We start from the raw sequence: 17,382 nt of genomic DNA, 5'->3' as shown, positions 1-17,382 counted from the left end.
CAACGGAGGCTTTTATATGTATGATGTTATAGTAGTAGGAGGCGGTCATGCCGGTGTTGAAGCAGCAGTTGCTTCAGCCAGAATGGGGCAAAGAACTGCACTCTTTACGTTAAATGTAGATAAAATTGCATCAATGCCTTGCAATCCATCAATTGGTGGACCTGCAAAAGGGATTGTTGTTCGTGAAATTGAAGCACTTGGCGGTGTTATGGGGAAAATTGCGGATAAGACAGCCTTGCAGTTTCGGATATTAAATTCAAGTAAGGGACCGGGTGTTCAATGCTTGCGTGTTCAGTCGGATAAATTAGCGTATTCGCGTGCGATGCGTGATGCTGTTCTTGCGGAACCTGGAATTGAAATTGTTCAAAAAATGGTAGAAGGTGTTGTTGCTGAAAACGGCATTGTCACCGGTGTTCGTTGTAAAGGTGATGAGTTTGTAGCGGCTAAGGCTGTAATTATTACCAGTGGAACGTATATGAGTTCAAAAATTTTACTGTCCTCAACGGTTACCGTAAGTGGACCTGATGGCGATCCCACAACCAATAGCCTATCAGAATCATTACGTGCTTTAGGGTTGAAGACGTTCCGTCTTAAAACAGGAACGCCAGCACGTGTTTATACAGATAGTATTGATTTTAGTAAGACAACCATTCAGCCTGGGGATGATGAGCCGTATTACTTCTCCAATAGTACTCAGAAGGAAGATGTAATTAAGGAACAATATCCTTGTTATTTAACCTATACAAATCCTACAACTCACGATCTAATTGAGGCTAATCTTGAAAAATCAAGCATGTACTCAGGTGTTGTTGAAGGGGTCGGTGCACGTTATTGTCCATCAATCGAAGACAAAATTGTCCGCTTTGCAGATAAAAATCGTCACCAAATCTTTTTAGAGCCAGAATCCGCAGAGTTGGATACAACTTATGTTCAAGGGCTGTCTTCATCATTACCAGAAGAGGTTCAAGACGCAATGATTCGAACCGTTCCTGGATTAGAAAACTGTCGCGTTCAACGCTATGGTTATGCTATCGAATATGATGCAATTGATCCAATTCAGTTAAAACCATCACTTGAAATCATGACTGTGGAAAATTTATTTACTGCCGGGCAAATTAACGGTACTTCAGGTTATGAAGAAGCAGCCGGTCAAGGTCTGATGGCAGGGATTAATGCAGCACTTAAAAATCAAGGGAAAGAACCCCTTATTCTTAAACGCGATGAGGCTTATATTGGTGTAATGCTCGATGATCTTGTAACTAAAGGAACATTAGAGCCGTATCGTCTCTTAACCTCACGAGCAGAGTATCGTCTCTTATTGCGTCATGATAATGCATACCGACGATTATCTCACTTTGGTCATGAGATTGGATTGTTAAGTGACGAAGATTATGAGAAAATAGAGTTAGATATTCAAATTATTGATGAATTCATTGAAGCAAGTAAAACCATCAAATTACCGCATAGTCCGGAATTTGAAGCATATTTTGCTGAAAAGGATTCACCATTTCAAGCACATGATTTAACAATTTACGACGCGGTTAAAAGACCGGGTATTGAATTGTTAGAGGTATTAGAACTGATGGACATGGAAGTCCGCAAAGACTTAGCATTCCAAATCCAAGTAGAAATCAAGTATGAAGGTTATATTAAGAAAGCCATGAAAGAAGCAGAAAAGCTTCGTTCGATGGAGAATATTAAATTACCGGAAGATATTAACTATGATTCTATTGAAAACTTATCAATTGAGGGGCGTCAAAAACTGACTGCTGTAAGACCGATTACAATGGGTCAAGCATCGCGTATTTCAGGTGTTAATCCAGCAGATATTGCAATTCTTGCTATGGTACTCAAACACAAAGGATAGGGTGGAAAACATGAATATTGGAACAATTGGTACAGGAATTATTGTTGAAGAATTTATTAAGTCATCACAAGATATATCGGGTGTGTCATTTAAAGCGGTTTATTCCCGCACGCAAGGCAGAGCGGATGCTTTAGCGAAGCGTTTTGGGATTACACAAACACACACGACACTTGAGGGATTATTTTCAGATCCGTTGGTGGATACGATTTATATTGCTTCACCCAACAGTCTTCACTATGAACAAGCATATGCTGCGTTAAAAGCCGGGAAGCATGTCATTGTAGAAAAACCTTTTGTTGAAACAGAGGAACGTGCGCAACGATTGATTCGTTATGCACAAGAGCATCATTTGTTCCTCTTTGAAGCAATTTGCAATATTCATTTACCGCACTATCAATTTATCAAATCAAATTTAGAAGTTATTGGTGATATTAAGCTTGTTCAGTGTAATTTCAGTCAATATTCAAGCCGATATGATGCACTCTTAGCAGGTGAAATACCCAATGTCTTCAACCCTCATTTTTCTGGAGGTGCCTTAGCGGATATCAATATATATAATATTCATTTTGTTGTTGGGATTTTTGGAATGCCCGATGAAGTAAAATATTATGCAAATAAACATTCTAATGGTATTGATACTTCAGGTGTTCTAATTATGAAATATCCGACCATGACCGTAGAGTGTGTTGGTGCTAAGGATAGTTTTTCTCAAAATTTTGGACAAATCCAAGGGGAAAAGGGCTATATTTATATTCCTGAAAGTGTCAGCAGCATTGAGTCTGTAAGTATTGTAACGAAAGATTCAAAAGAGATGATTAACATTCAAGATCTTCCAAGGCTTGCATATCAAGTAGAAGTATTTGAGCGTGCGATTCGAACACAGGATTTTGAACTTCGAGATCTGTATTTAGAACAAACACTGAGTGTGGTTCGAATTGCAGAAAAGGCCCGTAAAACAGCTAATAATTACTTAAAGCCAACCCAGTAGGGTTGGCTTTTCTTTTATCAAATCTCAACCGCACCACTTTTACTTTTATGATTTCTTATTGAGTAGACAACACTTTGTTGTAAATCGAAAGACCTCTTTACAATCCAAGGATGTATATGTAAAAATTTAAAATGCTATTAAATGTGGAGGGGGATTTAATGATACGAAAAATCGGTATATTTGTAATGTTTATTTTACTTTTTGGTATTTTTCGAACAGAACATGTTTCTGCGGAAGTAGGTTTTGATTTTCAAAATCTAAATCAAGGAACTGATGTAATGCTACGCGGTCTTTGTCATCGCGCTAATACCTGTGTATCAGGTTCTAAAACTTACACAATTAATTGGTTCGGGATGGAGAGCGGTGATCAGCCCATCTCCTTAACAATGCAAGAGGAGTTTAATGATGATACCTCCATTGAAATTGGTAAGATTACAAATCTTACAAAAGATATAAAGTCAATTACGATTGATAATCTAGTCGTTCAAGATGCATTCAACTTTAATGCTGATGGAGGCAATCTTTATCACAAAGTTTATGGCTTTAAAATTGATAAAGAAACGCCAGATGCTCTTGAATATAGAGTGATTCAGACTCAAAATATCATTAATATTGTGCGAATTAAAAATCAAACAATTAAATTCTCGGTGGTCCGGGATGGACCCATCAATGGTGTGCGATCGCTTCCTTTTGTCTTAACAAAAAATGGTGAGCAATCGAAAAGCCATCGCACTACATTTTACACACGTTCTTCAAGTCAACATTATTCGTTTATTACAACCAAGTATGACGATAAGAATCGACCTTATACATTTGATATTATTACCGATGGTGATGATAGGGTAAAAATTGAAAAAAAGGTAATCAATGAAAACGAATTTGAATTTCGTATTCGTCAAGATATTACGAAAGAAATTCCTTTAAAAGGCCATAATACAAGTGGTCTTACGGGAGAAGTCGTTTTTATTACTGATAACCAAAAAGAATTAACAGGTATTATTAAAGACGGGAATGTGGTATTTGAGAATATTAGACATGAAGACTTGAATACATTTACTCGAATGAAACGATATAATTTGAATGATGCAAGCGTAGAACTTAATATCAGAGAAGATCGGTTAAAAGAAATTTCTGAAATTGCAGTCGAGCGATTCATTGACAAAACATTTAATGTGGAGTGGGGACCTAATATATTGGCCTATCCAGGAGCCAAGGAAACAGATACGATTGATATTCACCTCTTTGAAGGAAATCAAGCCACCGAGTTCAAAAAAACCGTCGCCTTTAATCAGTCGGAAGTAACCTTCAAGGTAAATCCTCGTAAAGAAACGACATTCTCCGTTGATGATGGGTTTGTAAGTGTCGCAAATGATTTGAAAATTTATATCGATCGGGTGATTCAGCCGCTTCAGATTGACATTCAGAAGGCATATAAGCCGAAAAGAGATGACGATTTGGATATCCAAGTAGAAATATTAAGTCCGCCTCGTGCAACAGGCAAAATTGATTTGAACGAACTGCTTGGTGTGGATGGATTTATCATTCATGAAACTCCGAAGCCTTCAATAAAACCTGATCGTGAGGTCATGCTATCGGTAGACGGTTTTGTTATTCACGATACTCTCGATGAACCTAAAAATCGTTTACGACCCGATCCGGTATTTCTTGATGGATATGGTATCGAAGACGTTCAAAATCACGAATACATCAGTGGAATGGAAGCCATTATGCAGAAGGAAAGGATGAAGCAAAAATATTTAGAAGATGTTTTAGAGCAAGATCGGAAAAATCGCATTGCTTACGAACTCAGTACGAAGGAATATGAGGCACACCTCAACCCCATAATTTTAGAGAATCATTTTGATGGATTTCCAATTGAACTACAAGAAACAGCCTTACACGAAAATCTTAATCCAATAATAGAAGTTGGAGTGTTTAATGATAATCAGCAGATTTTTAGTATGGTAGATGTTGAAGGAGAACCTATAAAAGGGGATATCCTTCCACCTTATTTAGAAGGAGAGGAAGTTCCTGAACATGCATTCAACCACACTGAAAGGGATGCGGCATCGAAGTTTTTGAGTATCATTGAAACAAAAAAACGTGTGGAATTGGAGCGGATTTTACTTCAAGATATTGAAAATCGGAAGCAGCACGAACGTGAAACAAATAATATATTAGACGCATTGCTACGTAGGCAACCAGACAGTCCCAACGTGATTGAACCACTTGAATATTATGAAATAATCATGTCAAATCCAATTATCCAACAAAAAGACGGCGTTTCAAAAATAACAACAGAACAACAATCATCAAATTTGGTGAGAGATAAAAGTATAAAAACCACACATACTCCAATAGAAAAGACCGAAGAGAGTCATGTAATCAAAAGTCATTACAGTACCATTAAACAAAAGTTTGATGAGAAAACGATTGCCCGGGTAATAAACAAGGACACAGAGGGCGTTCTTCCTAAGACCGGAAAACAAAAACACAGTAATAAATGGGGAATAATCCTGATATTAATGGGAGTTTGTGTATTATTACCGAAAAGGCATAAAAATAGAATTGTTAATTAGCACATAAAAGGCAGTATATACTGTCTTTTATGCATTTTAGACCAAATATTTGTCACGATGATTTGTTGTGGAAATCTTATAAATACGCTATAATTACAACGTAGTTTCGATTCTAATCATAAGAATCAAATATGATAAAAATGTGTTAATAAAAGATGCATTGCAATTGGAGGCTTCATGAATTTTTTAGAATTTATTAGTAAAATTGAAGCGTTGGGAATTGTTGTTTCAGAAGAGATGAAACAACAATTTTTATCGTACAAGAATCTTATTCAAGAAGTGAATAAAGTCTTAAATTTAACCGGTATCGATGATGATGAAGGCATATTTTTAAAGCATTTCTACGATTCATTACTTATTTCACCATTAATAAAAGAAAACAGTCGGATTGCTGATATAGGAAGTGGTGCAGGTTTTCCAGGAATTGTTCTTGCCATTGCCCGTCCGGATATCACGGTGACCTGTATTGAACCCACAACAAAACGAACAAATTTTTTAGAACGTGTTGTACTTGAATGTGGATTAAAAAATACAACTGTAATTAATGGTCGAGCAGAAGATGTTATCGGAGAACTTCGTGAATCATTTGATATTGCGACGGCTCGGGCTGTTGCATATCTTGATATTCTAAGTGAGTTATGTCTGCCTTTCGTGAAGGTAGGCGGTGTATTTTTAGCGATGAAAGGATCTAAAGGAATTGAGGAGTATGAAGACTCCCTCAAAGCGATTAAAATCCTTGGTGGCGAACTTACGCAGACACATAAATTCAGTGATGATATCATGGGTGACCGCTATAATTTAGAGATTACAAAAGTGAAGTCCGCTTCGAAGAAGTATCCAAGAAGTTATGCTAAAATTAAAAAGACACCACTGTCTGGGAGGAATCATGATTGATCGTAGAGAAATAGCTATTGAAAAAATTAAACCTAACCGTAATCAGCCTCGGCTAACTTTTAATGATGAGAGTTTGTTGGAATTAGGACAATCGATTAGTGAAAATGGCCTTCTTCAACCGATTGTTGTTCGTGAAGTTGACGAGACAGATGAATATGAAATTATTGCCGGAGAACGTCGATATCGAGCAATGCGAATGTTTGGATTTACTGAAGTACCATGCATCATTAGTAATATTGATGATGATAAAAGTGCGACATTAGCGCTTATCGAGAACATCCAACGCGAAGATTTAAGTGTTTTGGAAGAAGCGAAAGCGTATCGCGATATTTTGCGAATTCAAAAAATAACTCAAAAGGAACTTGCAACAAAAGTAGGAAAATCGCAATCCGCAATCGCGAATAAAATCCGTTTGCTTGAATTGCCAGAACCCGTACTCGAAGCCCTTGGCGAACGTAAAATTACGGAGCGTCATGCGCGCGCGTTATTAAGCGTTGAAAAGGAAAAAACTGAAGAAGTTTTAGACGAAATCCTTAATAAAAAGTTGAACGTTAAAGAGACCGAAACCCTCATTAACAAACCACGAAAGAAAAAAGCTGTAACACGTGGTATTTCTCAACACATCAAGATTGGAATCAATACAATCAAACAATCGATTGGTATGATCGAAAAAACAGGAATTACGGTAAAACATGATATGGAAGAAACGAATGATGAGGTCGTCATCACGATACGCTTCCCTAAATAACTTAAGAAGATAACAAAGGATGTGAGTCAATGGGGAAAATAATTGCTGTAGCGAATCAAAAAGGTGGCGTTGGTAAAACAACGACAAGTATTAATTTATCTGCTGGTTTAGCCTACTTAGGCCAAAAAGTTCTATTAGTAGACCTTGACCCCCAAGGAAATGCATCTCAAGGTGTAGGTGCAAATAGAATGGCCATCAAAGACAGTACCTATGATTTAATTCTTTCTGAAAAAGAAGTAAGTGACATTAAGATGTCTCTAAACACGCCTCCAATGGATTTAATTCCCGCAACAATTGACCTTGCGGGTGCAGATCTCGAAATGGTAGAGTTTAAGATTGGTCGCGAACGTCTTTTAAAGAATAAATTAATAAAAGCAAAGGATGACTATGATTACATCATCATCGATTGTCCGCCATCATTAGGTTTGTTAAATACGAATGCTCTAACAGCTGCAGATTCGGTTATTATACCGGTCCAATGTGAGTATTATGCACTTGAAGGATTAACGCAATTGTTATCCACAATTCGACTGGTGCAAAAGCTGTTTAATCCAGATTTAAAAATAGAAGGCGTTTTACTTACGATGTTTGATGTCCGTACTCGTTTGAGTGTTGAGGTTCAACAAGAAGTTCGTAAATATTTTAAAGAACGTGTCTATAAGAGTAATATCCCTAGAAATGTTAAGTTGTCAGAAGCTCCTTCTCGTGGAAACTCAATCTTCGAATATGATTTAAAATCGGAAGGCGCTAAAGCATACGCATCTCTAGCGAAAGAAGTCTTATCATATAATAAGAAACGGAGTGACTCGAATGGCAGAGAAAGATAGTAATCGTTTAGGTCGTGGACTGGGTGCAATTTTTGGTGATGATGTGTCTTCAGTCCTTGAGGATATTCAACAAGGTAATAATGATGAGTTTACAGGCGTTAAGACAAGCCTTAAAGTTAAAGATATTCGTACAAACCCATACCAACCACGTCGTCATTTTGACGAGGATAAATTAGAAGAATTATCACAATCAATTTCAACTCATGGTTTGTTTACCCCGATATTAGTTCGTGAAACCAATAAAGGTTACGAACTTGTCGCAGGAGAGCGTCGTTTACGTGCTACAAAACGTGCGAAAATAGAAGAAATTGCTGCAATTGTTGTCGATTTTGATGACTCACAAATGATGGAAATTGCGATTATTGAAAACGTTCAGCGTGAAGATTTAAATGTAATTGAAGAAGCGATGGGTTACAGTTCTTTAATTGATCGTTTAGGTCTAACTCAAGAAGAAGTTGCTAAACGTGTAAGTAAATCCCGCAGCCATATTACAAACTTGTTGCGTCTGCTTAGACTTCCAAAATCTGTACAAGAGATGGTGAGCGATAATAAATTAACAATGGGTCATGTACGTCCACTTGTTACAATTGAAGATCCAAAAGAAATTGAACGCATTGCGGAAGAAATTTTAAGTAAGAAGTTGTCTGTTCGTGAAGCAGAACGTCTCATTAATAAAGAAGATGTTAAACCTGTTGAACCGAAAATCCGTAATAAAGATTATGATTATGCTCAATCATTATTTGAACGACGTCTACAAACGCGCGTTAATATTGCAAATAATAAAGTAACAATATCGTTTGATGATGATGAAGATTTAAATCGTATTTTAGAATTGCTTGATATCATCGAGTAAGGACGCTGACGCGTCCTTTTTCTATCTTTCATTGTAATTTCTCATATCGATAAAATGATAATGATATCGTAACATTAGAGGTGAAACTATGAAACAAGAACGACAAAAGGTGTTGGATCAGTCTAATCGGAAGAACCAACGTCTACTGAAAATCGCAGTCGTATTATTTTTAATTGTTCTGGGACTTCTAGTCTATCAAAAGTCACAAGTTAACGATCATACTAATCAAGATGATTCACTTGTTCAAAATATATCGATTCCAGTCAATGCATTGGGTGATGTCTTGAATGAAAATGCAGATGCATTTTACCAAAATCTTGTAAAATCTGAGACCATTCGTTCCTATCATCTAAATCCAATTGATCTGTGTAAGAGCGATAATCAAAAGATTCAATCTCAAATTTATGTGGTAAACATTGAAAAAGAAAATCCTGAAACCAAGGAAAAAGAATACAAACCGGAGTACTTATTATCCGGAGCGGTAGAAATTGTGTATGATAATAATGAGGTAAAGGGATACAGACGATGGATTGAGCGCTCTGAAACAATTGAAGGGATTCATGAATTCGTTAAAGCACGTCAATTAACGTGCTCTATTCCGTAATCAAGGGAAAAGAGGGGAAGTTATGAAAGTTATTTTAGATGTGGATACTGGGATTGATGATACCTTTTCAATAGCCTATATGTGTGCGCAAAAGGATGTATCGTTAATTGGTATTACTACAGTTTATGGAAATATTGATGTTGATCAAGCGACACAAAATACGTTGGACTTACTCTACTATTTTAAGTGCGAAACAATTCCCGTATATCGTGGGTGTACGCATGCGCGAAGTGATGAGGCTTATGAACATCTAGCTGGCGGCATTAAGTTTCATGGCAAGAATGGAATTGGGAATGCTGTCTTATCACCATCTCCAATACTTGAAAATTCAATCCATGCGGTTGATTTTTTAATTGAGTCAGCTAAGAAGTATGGAAAAGATCTTGTAATCATATCATCGGGACCACTTACAAACTTGGCGAGAGCCATTGAACGAAATCCTAAGGCGATGGCAGGAATTAATAATCTTGTTTTAATGGGTGGTGCATTGAGTGTTCCTGGAAATGTCAGCAAGTTTGCGGAAGCAAATGTTGCACAAGATGACTTAAGCAGCAAGATTGTCTTGGGAAGTTCAATCCCAATAACGATGATTGGTTTGGATGTTACGACACGTGCAATTATTACCTATGAAGACATCAACCATTGGACAACATCGGCGCCCGAACTTTATCAAATTATTCAATATTATTTGGACGCTTATAAAGATGCATATCCAACGTGGGGGGGATGTGCCTTGCATGACCCTCTCGCTGTTTTTGCGGCACTTCATCCTGAATTTGTATCCGGACCGACTATAAACGTCGAAGTTCTGACAGACCCTGAACAAAAAGGACGAACGATTTTGGATACGCATGCGTATCAGGTTGGGAAAACACCAAATGTTAAGGTTGCACTCGATGTGGATATTGAACATTTTAAGAAATCTTTATTGGGGGATATCGATTCACTACTTGATTCAATATCGTGATACAATAATTTAAAGGAGTGGTTTGATGATTTTAGCATTCACAGGTGCAGGAATTAGTAAAGCATCCGGAATTAATACGTTTATGGAACAACCTGAGATTCGAGATCGTTTGCATCGTAGCTTTGCGACACAAAATCCGAAAACATATTGCGAAACAATTTCAGAAATGTATTATATGATTCAAAAAGCGGAACCCAATGATGCTCATTTTGCATTGGCGGAATACAAGATTCCTATTATCACGATGAACATTGATGGCTTACATGAGAAAGCAGGAAGTACACCAATTGCGTTACACGGGACCATGCCCAATGAAAGTGAACTTGCATATGCAGATAAACTTTTTAATAAACCCGTCTTATATGGCGATCCGGCACCTAATTATCGACGTGCGTATGAAAAAGTTGATGCTTTACGAGAAGATGATATCTTTCTTGTGATTGGTGCGTCACGTTTTACCGCAGTCGCAACTGATTTGCGTGAAATTGCATATGCAAATGGAGCGGAAATCATTGAAATTCAGGAAAACGCTGTTGAGCAAGTTCGCGAGACACTTGAATCCCTAAAACACGATTAAAAAAGAGAATTCATTGCGCATTCTCTTTTTTTTACCTATAATATGCGTATGATAACAGATACAATAGTAGCAATTATAACGGCACTGCAAGAAAGTGCCATCAATGTTTTAAGAATAAGTGGAGTCGATGCCATAGAAACCGTGAATCAGATATTCTCTCGGGATCTTGAACAAGTTGATTCACACACCGTTCATTACGGTCATATTATTGACCCTGTGAACAAACAAGTTGTTGATGAGGTACTCGTCAGTGTTTTTAGAGCGCCTCGAACTTATACACGAGAAGATGTTGTTGAAATAAGCTGTCACGGTGGTGTTTTAGTGACCAAAAAAATATTAAGTCTTTGTCTGTCTGTAGGCGCACGGATGGCAGAACCAGGCGAATACACCCAACGTGCATTCCTTAATGGACGTATTGATCTTTCGCAAGCAGAATCAGTTATGGAATTGATTCAAGCTCCAAATGAGTTTGCGCAAGAACTTGCAATTTCTGGGGTCCAAGGAAATGTACGTAAATTAATTGAGCCATTACTTGAACGTTTAATCCAAATGATTGCCAATATTGAAGTAAATATCGACTATCCTGAGTATGATGATGTGGAGGTCTTAACAGAAGCGGTAATTCTCCCGGATGCAAAAGAATTTCTAAAAGATCTTGGAAAAATTCTAAAAGAATCGCAAAGTGGTCGTATCATGAAAGAAGGGGTCAAGACGGTTATCCTTGGAAAGCCCAATGTTGGTAAATCAAGTATCCTTAATGTCCTTCTTGAAGAAGATAAGGCAATCGTTACGGAAATAGCCGGAACAACACGTGATCTGGTCGAAGGTTGGATTCGGTTGCAGAATGTAGCTCTTCATTTAATTGATACAGCAGGCTTACGTGATACCGGTGACCGCATTGAACAAATTGGAATTGAAAAAAGTCGAAAAGCGCTTGAAACTGCCGAACTTGTCATTGTTGTTTTTGATGCATCGCAACCCAGAGATCAAGAAGATCTTGAGTTATTAGAAGCAACTAAGCACAAAGAACGCATTATTGTATACAACAAAAAAGATCTTGTAGAGCGAGCTCCCGATGGTCTATACGTCAGTGCTCTAGAGGCAGATGTTCATGAACTCGTTGATGAAATCAATAAGCGGTATGTCGAACATACGAAAGCCTTATCGAAACCCACACTGTCAAATGAACGTCATATTGCGCAGGTACAAAAGAGTTATCTCGCAATGCAGCGTGCTATTGAGGCGTTGGAATTTGGAATGGAGCTCGATTTAGTAACGATTGATTTAAATGAGTCGTATGTAGAACTTGCTTCAATTATTAAACCGAAGAAGGACATTAATGTGCTTGATGAAATTTTTGCGCGTTTCTGTCTGGGTAAATAAATTTTGGCTCCTTACGGAGCCTTTCGTATCATAAGTTAGGAGTATGAAAATGGAATATGGTTGGATTGATTCGCATGCCCACATTGCCTCCAAAGGATTGGTTGAATCTTTTGAAGCATTGGTCATGAATGCGAAGGCCGAAGGTATTGATAAAATATGCATTATCTGCGGATCGGTAAAGGAAATTGAAGATGCACTTGAAAAAACAAAAACAAATCCTGAGATGTTTGATTTAGCGATTGGAATTCATCCTTGTGATGTGAAGGATTCAAAAGAAGAAGAACTTGAAAAGATGATGACCTACATCAATCATCCCCAAGTTGTTTGTGTGGGTGAGATTGGCTTGGATTATTATTGGGATGATTCAAACAGAGAAGAACAAAAAGAAATCTTTAAAAGACAAATTGCGATTGCGAATGAGTCGGGTAAGCCTATTGCGATTCATGTTCGGAATGGGGAGCTAAATGCTATGGATGATGTCATTGCTATTCTTAAAACACATCCTGCAGCAGCATCCGGAATTGTACACTGTTACAGTGATACAGTTGAGAATGCCCAACATCTTTTTGATATGGGATTTTATATCGGTGTTGGTGGTATTCTCACCTTTAAAAACGGTCAAAATGTTCGTGATGTTTTGAATATCGCGCCAATAGATCGCATCTTAACTGAAACAGATTCGCCTTATTTGGCACCAGTACCGAAACGTGGAAAACGCAATGAGCCGGCTTTTGTTCGTTATACTGGCGAGAAAATAGGGGAACTGAAGGATTTGACACCACAAGAAGTTCGAAAACAAATTCATCAAAACTATAAGCAACTCTTTAAGCGATAAAAAGGAATTCCACCAAAAAAACACCGATGACGCTAACACTAAATAAAACACGATTGTGTAAATATTTCGTTAAACGTCATCGGTGTTTTTTGGTGTCTAAAAAAATGAAGCGCAAAACAAAAAAGGATACGTTCATGGGAATCATGTCGAACGCATCCATAATCTTGGGTATCGTAGTACTATCAGATATAAATGTCTTTTTGATTTGGTATCAACTTAATTAGTACACGCATCTGAGACTTACTTCCCTTTAGAATACAGGGACTGAAGCACCACTTGTTTCTTCAATAATTAACGCCTTCACAGCATCTGTTTTATACAGTTCCACAATACGTTTTAAATCATCGCGATCCTTATCTTCTGTACGAATTGCAATGAGGTTTACATAGTCTGCATTCTCTTCGGTTAGGGTTTCTAGTGTTAAAGCATCGCGATTCGGCGTAAATCCTGCATCAACCGCAATTCCAGAGTTAATTGCTGCAAGGGGAACTTCTGCGAGCGCTCCAGGAAGGTTTGATGCTTCTAATTCAAAAATATCAAAATTATGTGGATTTTCAATGATATCTTTTTTATCAGGAAGTTTCGCATCGTTTAATTTTAAGAGACCGTGTGTTTGAAGTAATTGTAATGCACGTGCCCCATTTGTTCGATCACTTGGAATGGCAATTTTATCACCCTCTTTTAATTCTGAAAGGTCGCTAATCGAACGAGAGTAAAGACCAAGTGGTGAGTAGAATGTATCCGCAACCGCTGTGAGTTCATAGCCGTTTTGTTGGCTCTCATCTTCTAAGTAAATGTGGTGTTGGAATGCATTCATATCAATTTCTTTAGAATTTAGAGCTGCATTGGGTTGAGGATAGTCTGAGAAATAAACCAGTTCGATGTTGATACCTTCCTGAGCGGCTTGCTCCACAACATAATTCCAACTCTTTGTTTGGTCGCCACCATGAAGTCCGATACGTACGACATTTGATTTAGGTTTGGAACCACAACCAACAAGTGTTAATAATGTAACAAATAAGATTAGTATTTTTTTCATAAGTTTCTCCTTAATGTGATGTTTTCTTTATAATGAAATTACCGACTGATTGAATTACTGATACAAAAATAAGAATTACAAGAACTGCTACAATCGAAATGTCAGTATTATATTTATTATGACCATAGCGGATGACGTAATCCCCCAATCCCCCTCCACCAACAACACCACCCAGTGTTGTAAGTCCGAGAAGACTGATGAGTGTGATGGTTGTAGAGCGAACAAGAGAAGGGATGCTTTCCCTTAAATAAACCCGTATAACAATTTGTAAGGTTGAAAGACCCATGGATTGTGCCGCTTCAATGAGACCGCGGTCGATTTCAGATAAACTTAAATCGACCTGTCGAACGAAGAAAGGTGTGCATCCGACGACTAGGGGAAAGATGGTACCTTCAACACCGATCGCGGTGTTGGAAACAATTTTTGTGATTGGAATCAGTGCCGTGAGTAAGATTACAAATGGAATCGAGCGAAAGATATTTACAAAAGTATCAAGAACACTATAGATCAACCGATTGGGTTTTAAACCGTCCTCGCGCGTTAATACAAGAATGACACCAAAGAAAAGACCCGCAAGGATGGAATAGATTCCTGCTTTGGTAAGCATGTATAAGGTTTGTTTAATGCTTTCGATAAATTCAGGCCAATACTGAATAAGATTTGGGACAAGATTGTTAATCATTTTCGATAACCTCCACATTGATGTTACGACTTCGTAGATTTTCTAATGCTTCCAATTTACGGTATCCAGATAAAATAACGAGCATGGTACCCACAATTTCATTTTGAACGATTTCGACATTGGCATGTATGATGCTTGCACTAACATTGAACTGCTGTGATATCTCTGAAATCACGGATTCACGTGTATTTGAACCAATAAAGTCAATGCGTACAAGACTTTGGTCCGCTTTTAAATCTAAAATTTCTGGATTTGTTTTAAAGAGTTCAATGGTTTCAAGCGTATTTGTAGTTGTATCCACAAAATCTTTGGTAATTTGTGCAGAAGGATTCGCAAAGATATCTTTGACCGTATTAACCTCTTTTACTTCCCCATCTTCCATGACCGCAACACGATCACAAATATCTTTCACAACATCCATCTCATGAGTAATAATTACGATCGTAATTCCTAAAGTGTTATTTACTTTCTTTAAAAGTTTTAAAATCGTTTTTGTCGTTTGTGGATCCAATGCGCTGGTTGCTTCATCACAGAGTAGAATATCGGGATCATTAGCGAGCGCACGGGCAATCCCTACCCGTTGTTTTTGACCACCTGATAGCTGGCTGGGATATGCGTTTGCTTTGTCTTGGAGACCTACAAGTTCTAGGAGGCCTGTTACTTTTTGATTTAAAACTGCTTTTGAAAGTTTTTGGTCTTTAAGGGGAAAGGCAATGTTTTGGAACACTGTTCGCGATCGCATAAGATTAAATTGTTGGAAGATCATACCAATTTTTTTGCGTTGCTTACGTAATTGTTGGTTTTGGAGATGTCTTGTTTTAGCATTCGCCTTTGTCAGATTGGGATTAAGAAGCGTACCATTTACAATGACGTCTCCAGAGGTTGGGTGTTCAAGTAAGTTAATGCAACGTACAAGCGTACTCTTGCCGGCACCACTAAATCCAATAACGCCAAAGATTTCACCTTTACCAACTTCAAGAGAGACGTTTTTAAGTGCATGAACCGTTCGATCGTTTGTTTGGAATGTTTTGTTGATGTTTTGTAGTTTAATCATGATTGATTCGAAATCCTTTCTTGGTGTTCGTTTTTTATTGCCTGTAAGAGATCAGGACTTAAAATTAAATCAAGCGCTGTCAGTGCGAGCAGTTGTGCTCCAAGTTGAATGGATTCAAGTCCCTGAGGGCTACACGCTGCTGCTTTAAATTCAGGACTGTGACCAGCGATAAAAGTATCGGATATGTTTATGGTTGGCTGAATTGTAGGGACAACATAGCTTACGTTCCCAACGTCACTGGATCCAAATGTGGAACCATCGCGACTTACAACATGATGACCGTAATCTTGAAGGTGTTTAAGGTAGAGGTTATCAAATGAAGGGGTAATAATTGTATCATCGACAGCATTTTGGAATAAGCCAAATTCATATTCACATCCAGTCGATAACGCTGCCCCTTTTACAATATTTTCAAAGCGAGTATAAACATCGCGAAGTGTGGAGCGGGTATTTGCTCTGAGGTAAAAGCGTCCTTTCGCATATTCAGGAACTATATTAGGCGCGACACCACCATCGGTAATAATACCGTGGATCATGACATCTTTAGGTAGGTGTTGGCGCATGGCGTTACTTGCATTGAAAACTTGAATAAGCGCTTCAAGAGCATTAATTCCTAATTCAGGCGCTGCAGCCGCATGACTGGGTTTTCCAAAAAACGCAACATCTACGGGGTCATTTGCGAGGGTTTCAACCGTGAGGCTGTGTAAGTGACCGGGATGGACGCAAAGTGCTGCATCCACATCATCAAAGTAATGATCTCGGACAAAGCTTGCCTTGGCGCTTCCATTGGTTCCGCCTTCTTCTCCAGGTGTACCGTAAATACGAATTTCACCACCGACCTCATCAATGAGTGATTTAAGGGCAGTTGCGGCAAGGATTGATGTAACACCGAAGAGATTATGCCCACAGGCATGTCCAATACCGGGTAATGCGTCATACTCCGCAAGAAAGACAATAACTGGGCCGGTTTTCTGTGCTTGATAACGGGCATCAAATCCTGTAGGATGTCCGGCAACCCCAACCGTGACGTTAAACCCTTCTTGAGTACAGAGCGTGCTTAAACAGTTGCAAGCATAGACCTCTTCATTACATATCTCCGGATGTGCATGAAGATCCAATGCGATTTCTTTATAATGATCGATGCGTTTGAGTACTGCAGATTCAATATTCTTTTTCATAGACTTCCTCCTGACAAATAAAAAACGCCCATCCCAAAGGATGAGCGTGCTCATGTTACCACCTTAATTTATTAATACCTCACGGATATTAACCTCTTCAAGTTCTATCAAACTCTATCGCTTTAACGGGCGCTCCCGGCGTAGCCTAAATCTTTCGAATTCAACTACACAGCTCCAAGGCCATTTTCAGTACGCTTCCATTCATCTGCTCTCACCAATACAGACTCTCTGTAAAACTTTTCACGGACTTACTTTCCTTTTCATTGCTTTTCATTATTATGTTCCAAAATGTAATATTTGTCAACCA

General features: G+C 38.2%; 16 protein-coding genes and 1 other annotated feature. Of the genes, 12 read left to right on the top strand and 4 right to left on the bottom strand.

Going from position 1 to position 17,382, the window contains the following annotated elements:
- The first annotated feature begins 16 nt into the window (after positions 1–16).
- The 12 genes from mnmG (at position 17) to EPJ89_RS03190 (ending at position 13,122) form a co-directional block, all read left to right on the top strand.
- Complete coding sequence (gene mnmG / locus EPJ89_RS03245; protein WP_161636870.1) at positions 17–1,867, top strand: tRNA uridine-5-carboxymethylaminomethyl(34) synthesis enzyme MnmG; 1,851 nt, start codon at positions 17–19, stop codon at positions 1,865–1,867.
- A 10-nt stretch (positions 1,868–1,877) separates the two neighbouring features.
- Complete coding sequence (locus tag EPJ89_RS03240) at positions 1,878–2,855, top strand: Gfo/Idh/MocA family protein (protein ID WP_200548971.1); 978 nt, start codon at positions 1,878–1,880, stop codon at positions 2,853–2,855.
- 158 nt (positions 2,856–3,013) lie between these two features.
- Positions 3,014–5,434, top strand: a complete 2,421-nt coding sequence (locus EPJ89_RS03235; RefSeq protein WP_200548970.1) for a hypothetical protein — start codon at positions 3,014–3,016, stop codon at positions 5,432–5,434.
- Between the two features lie 177 nt (positions 5,435–5,611).
- Complete coding sequence (rsmG, locus tag EPJ89_RS03230; RefSeq protein WP_161636867.1) at positions 5,612–6,328, top strand: 16S rRNA (guanine(527)-N(7))-methyltransferase RsmG; 717 nt, start codon at positions 5,612–5,614, stop codon at positions 6,326–6,328.
- On the top strand, positions 6,321–7,076 hold the full coding sequence (noc, locus tag EPJ89_RS03225; protein WP_125163908.1) for a nucleoid occlusion protein: 756 nt from the start codon (positions 6,321–6,323) through the stop codon (positions 7,074–7,076). Before rsmG ends, noc begins: the two co-directional genes overlap by 8 nt.
- Before the next feature lie 29 nt (positions 7,077–7,105).
- The gene (locus tag EPJ89_RS03220; protein WP_003774236.1) at positions 7,106–7,903 is read left to right on the top strand and encodes a ParA family protein; all 798 of its coding nucleotides are present in this window, start codon (positions 7,106–7,108) and stop codon (positions 7,901–7,903) included.
- Positions 7,887–8,756 (top strand): ParB/RepB/Spo0J family partition protein, encoded by an 870-nt coding sequence (locus EPJ89_RS03215; protein WP_161636866.1) that lies wholly within the window; start codon positions 7,887–7,889, stop codon positions 8,754–8,756. The genes EPJ89_RS03220 and EPJ89_RS03215 overlap by 17 nt, the downstream gene beginning before the upstream one ends.
- An 88-nt stretch (positions 8,757–8,844) precedes the next feature.
- Positions 8,845–9,360, top strand: a complete 516-nt coding sequence (locus EPJ89_RS03210; protein WP_200542883.1) for a hypothetical protein — start codon at positions 8,845–8,847, stop codon at positions 9,358–9,360.
- 22 nt (positions 9,361–9,382) lie between these two features.
- Positions 9,383–10,327, top strand: coding sequence for a nucleoside hydrolase (locus EPJ89_RS03205; protein ID WP_200542884.1), 945 nt, complete (start codon positions 9,383–9,385; stop codon positions 10,325–10,327).
- A 25-nt stretch (positions 10,328–10,352) separates the two neighbouring features.
- On the top strand, positions 10,353–10,904 hold the full coding sequence (locus tag EPJ89_RS03200; protein WP_200542885.1) for an SIR2 family NAD-dependent protein deacylase: 552 nt from the start codon (positions 10,353–10,355) through the stop codon (positions 10,902–10,904).
- 42 nt (positions 10,905–10,946) lie between these two features.
- A complete protein-coding gene (gene mnmE / locus EPJ89_RS03195) occupies positions 10,947–12,287 on the top strand; it encodes a tRNA uridine-5-carboxymethylaminomethyl(34) synthesis GTPase MnmE (protein ID WP_200548968.1) in 1,341 nt (446 codons plus the stop codon).
- Positions 12,288–12,330: 43 nt separating this feature from the next.
- Positions 12,331–13,122, top strand: coding sequence for a TatD family hydrolase (locus EPJ89_RS03190; protein WP_244660798.1), 792 nt, complete (start codon positions 12,331–12,333; stop codon positions 13,120–13,122).
- 250 nt (positions 13,123–13,372) lie between these two features.
- Here the strand turns inward: EPJ89_RS03190 and EPJ89_RS03185 are convergent, their stop codons facing one another.
- The 4 genes from EPJ89_RS03185 to EPJ89_RS03170 are packed head-to-tail and all read right to left on the bottom strand — an operon-like array spanning position 13,373 to position 17,075.
- A complete protein-coding gene (locus EPJ89_RS03185) occupies positions 13,373–14,161 on the bottom strand; it encodes a MetQ/NlpA family ABC transporter substrate-binding protein (RefSeq protein WP_200548967.1) in 789 nt (262 codons plus the stop codon).
- Between the two features lie 10 nt (positions 14,162–14,171).
- On the bottom strand, positions 14,172–14,843 hold the full coding sequence (locus EPJ89_RS03180) for a methionine ABC transporter permease (protein ID WP_161636860.1): 672 nt from the start codon (positions 14,841–14,843) through the stop codon (positions 14,172–14,174).
- A complete protein-coding gene (locus EPJ89_RS03175) occupies positions 14,836–15,897 on the bottom strand; it encodes a methionine ABC transporter ATP-binding protein (protein WP_200548966.1) in 1,062 nt (353 codons plus the stop codon). The genes EPJ89_RS03180 and EPJ89_RS03175 overlap by 8 nt, the downstream gene beginning before the upstream one ends.
- Positions 15,894–17,075, bottom strand: a complete 1,182-nt coding sequence (locus tag EPJ89_RS03170; RefSeq protein ID WP_161636858.1) for a M20 family metallopeptidase — start codon at positions 17,073–17,075, stop codon at positions 15,894–15,896. The genes EPJ89_RS03175 and EPJ89_RS03170 overlap by 4 nt, the downstream gene beginning before the upstream one ends.
- Positions 17,076–17,108: 33 nt before the next feature.
- Positions 17,109–17,348: a binding site (T-box leader), on the bottom strand.
- Positions 17,349–17,382 lie beyond the last annotated feature (34 nt).

The organism is Erysipelothrix sp. strain 2 (EsS2-6-Brazil) (genome assembly GCF_016617625.1).
Taxonomy (GTDB): Bacteria; Bacillota_I; Bacilli_A; order Erysipelotrichales; family Erysipelotrichaceae; genus Erysipelothrix; species Erysipelothrix piscisicarius.
Note: the sequence above shows the minus strand (reverse complement) of the source record. Positions and strands in the feature narration are given on the sequence as shown.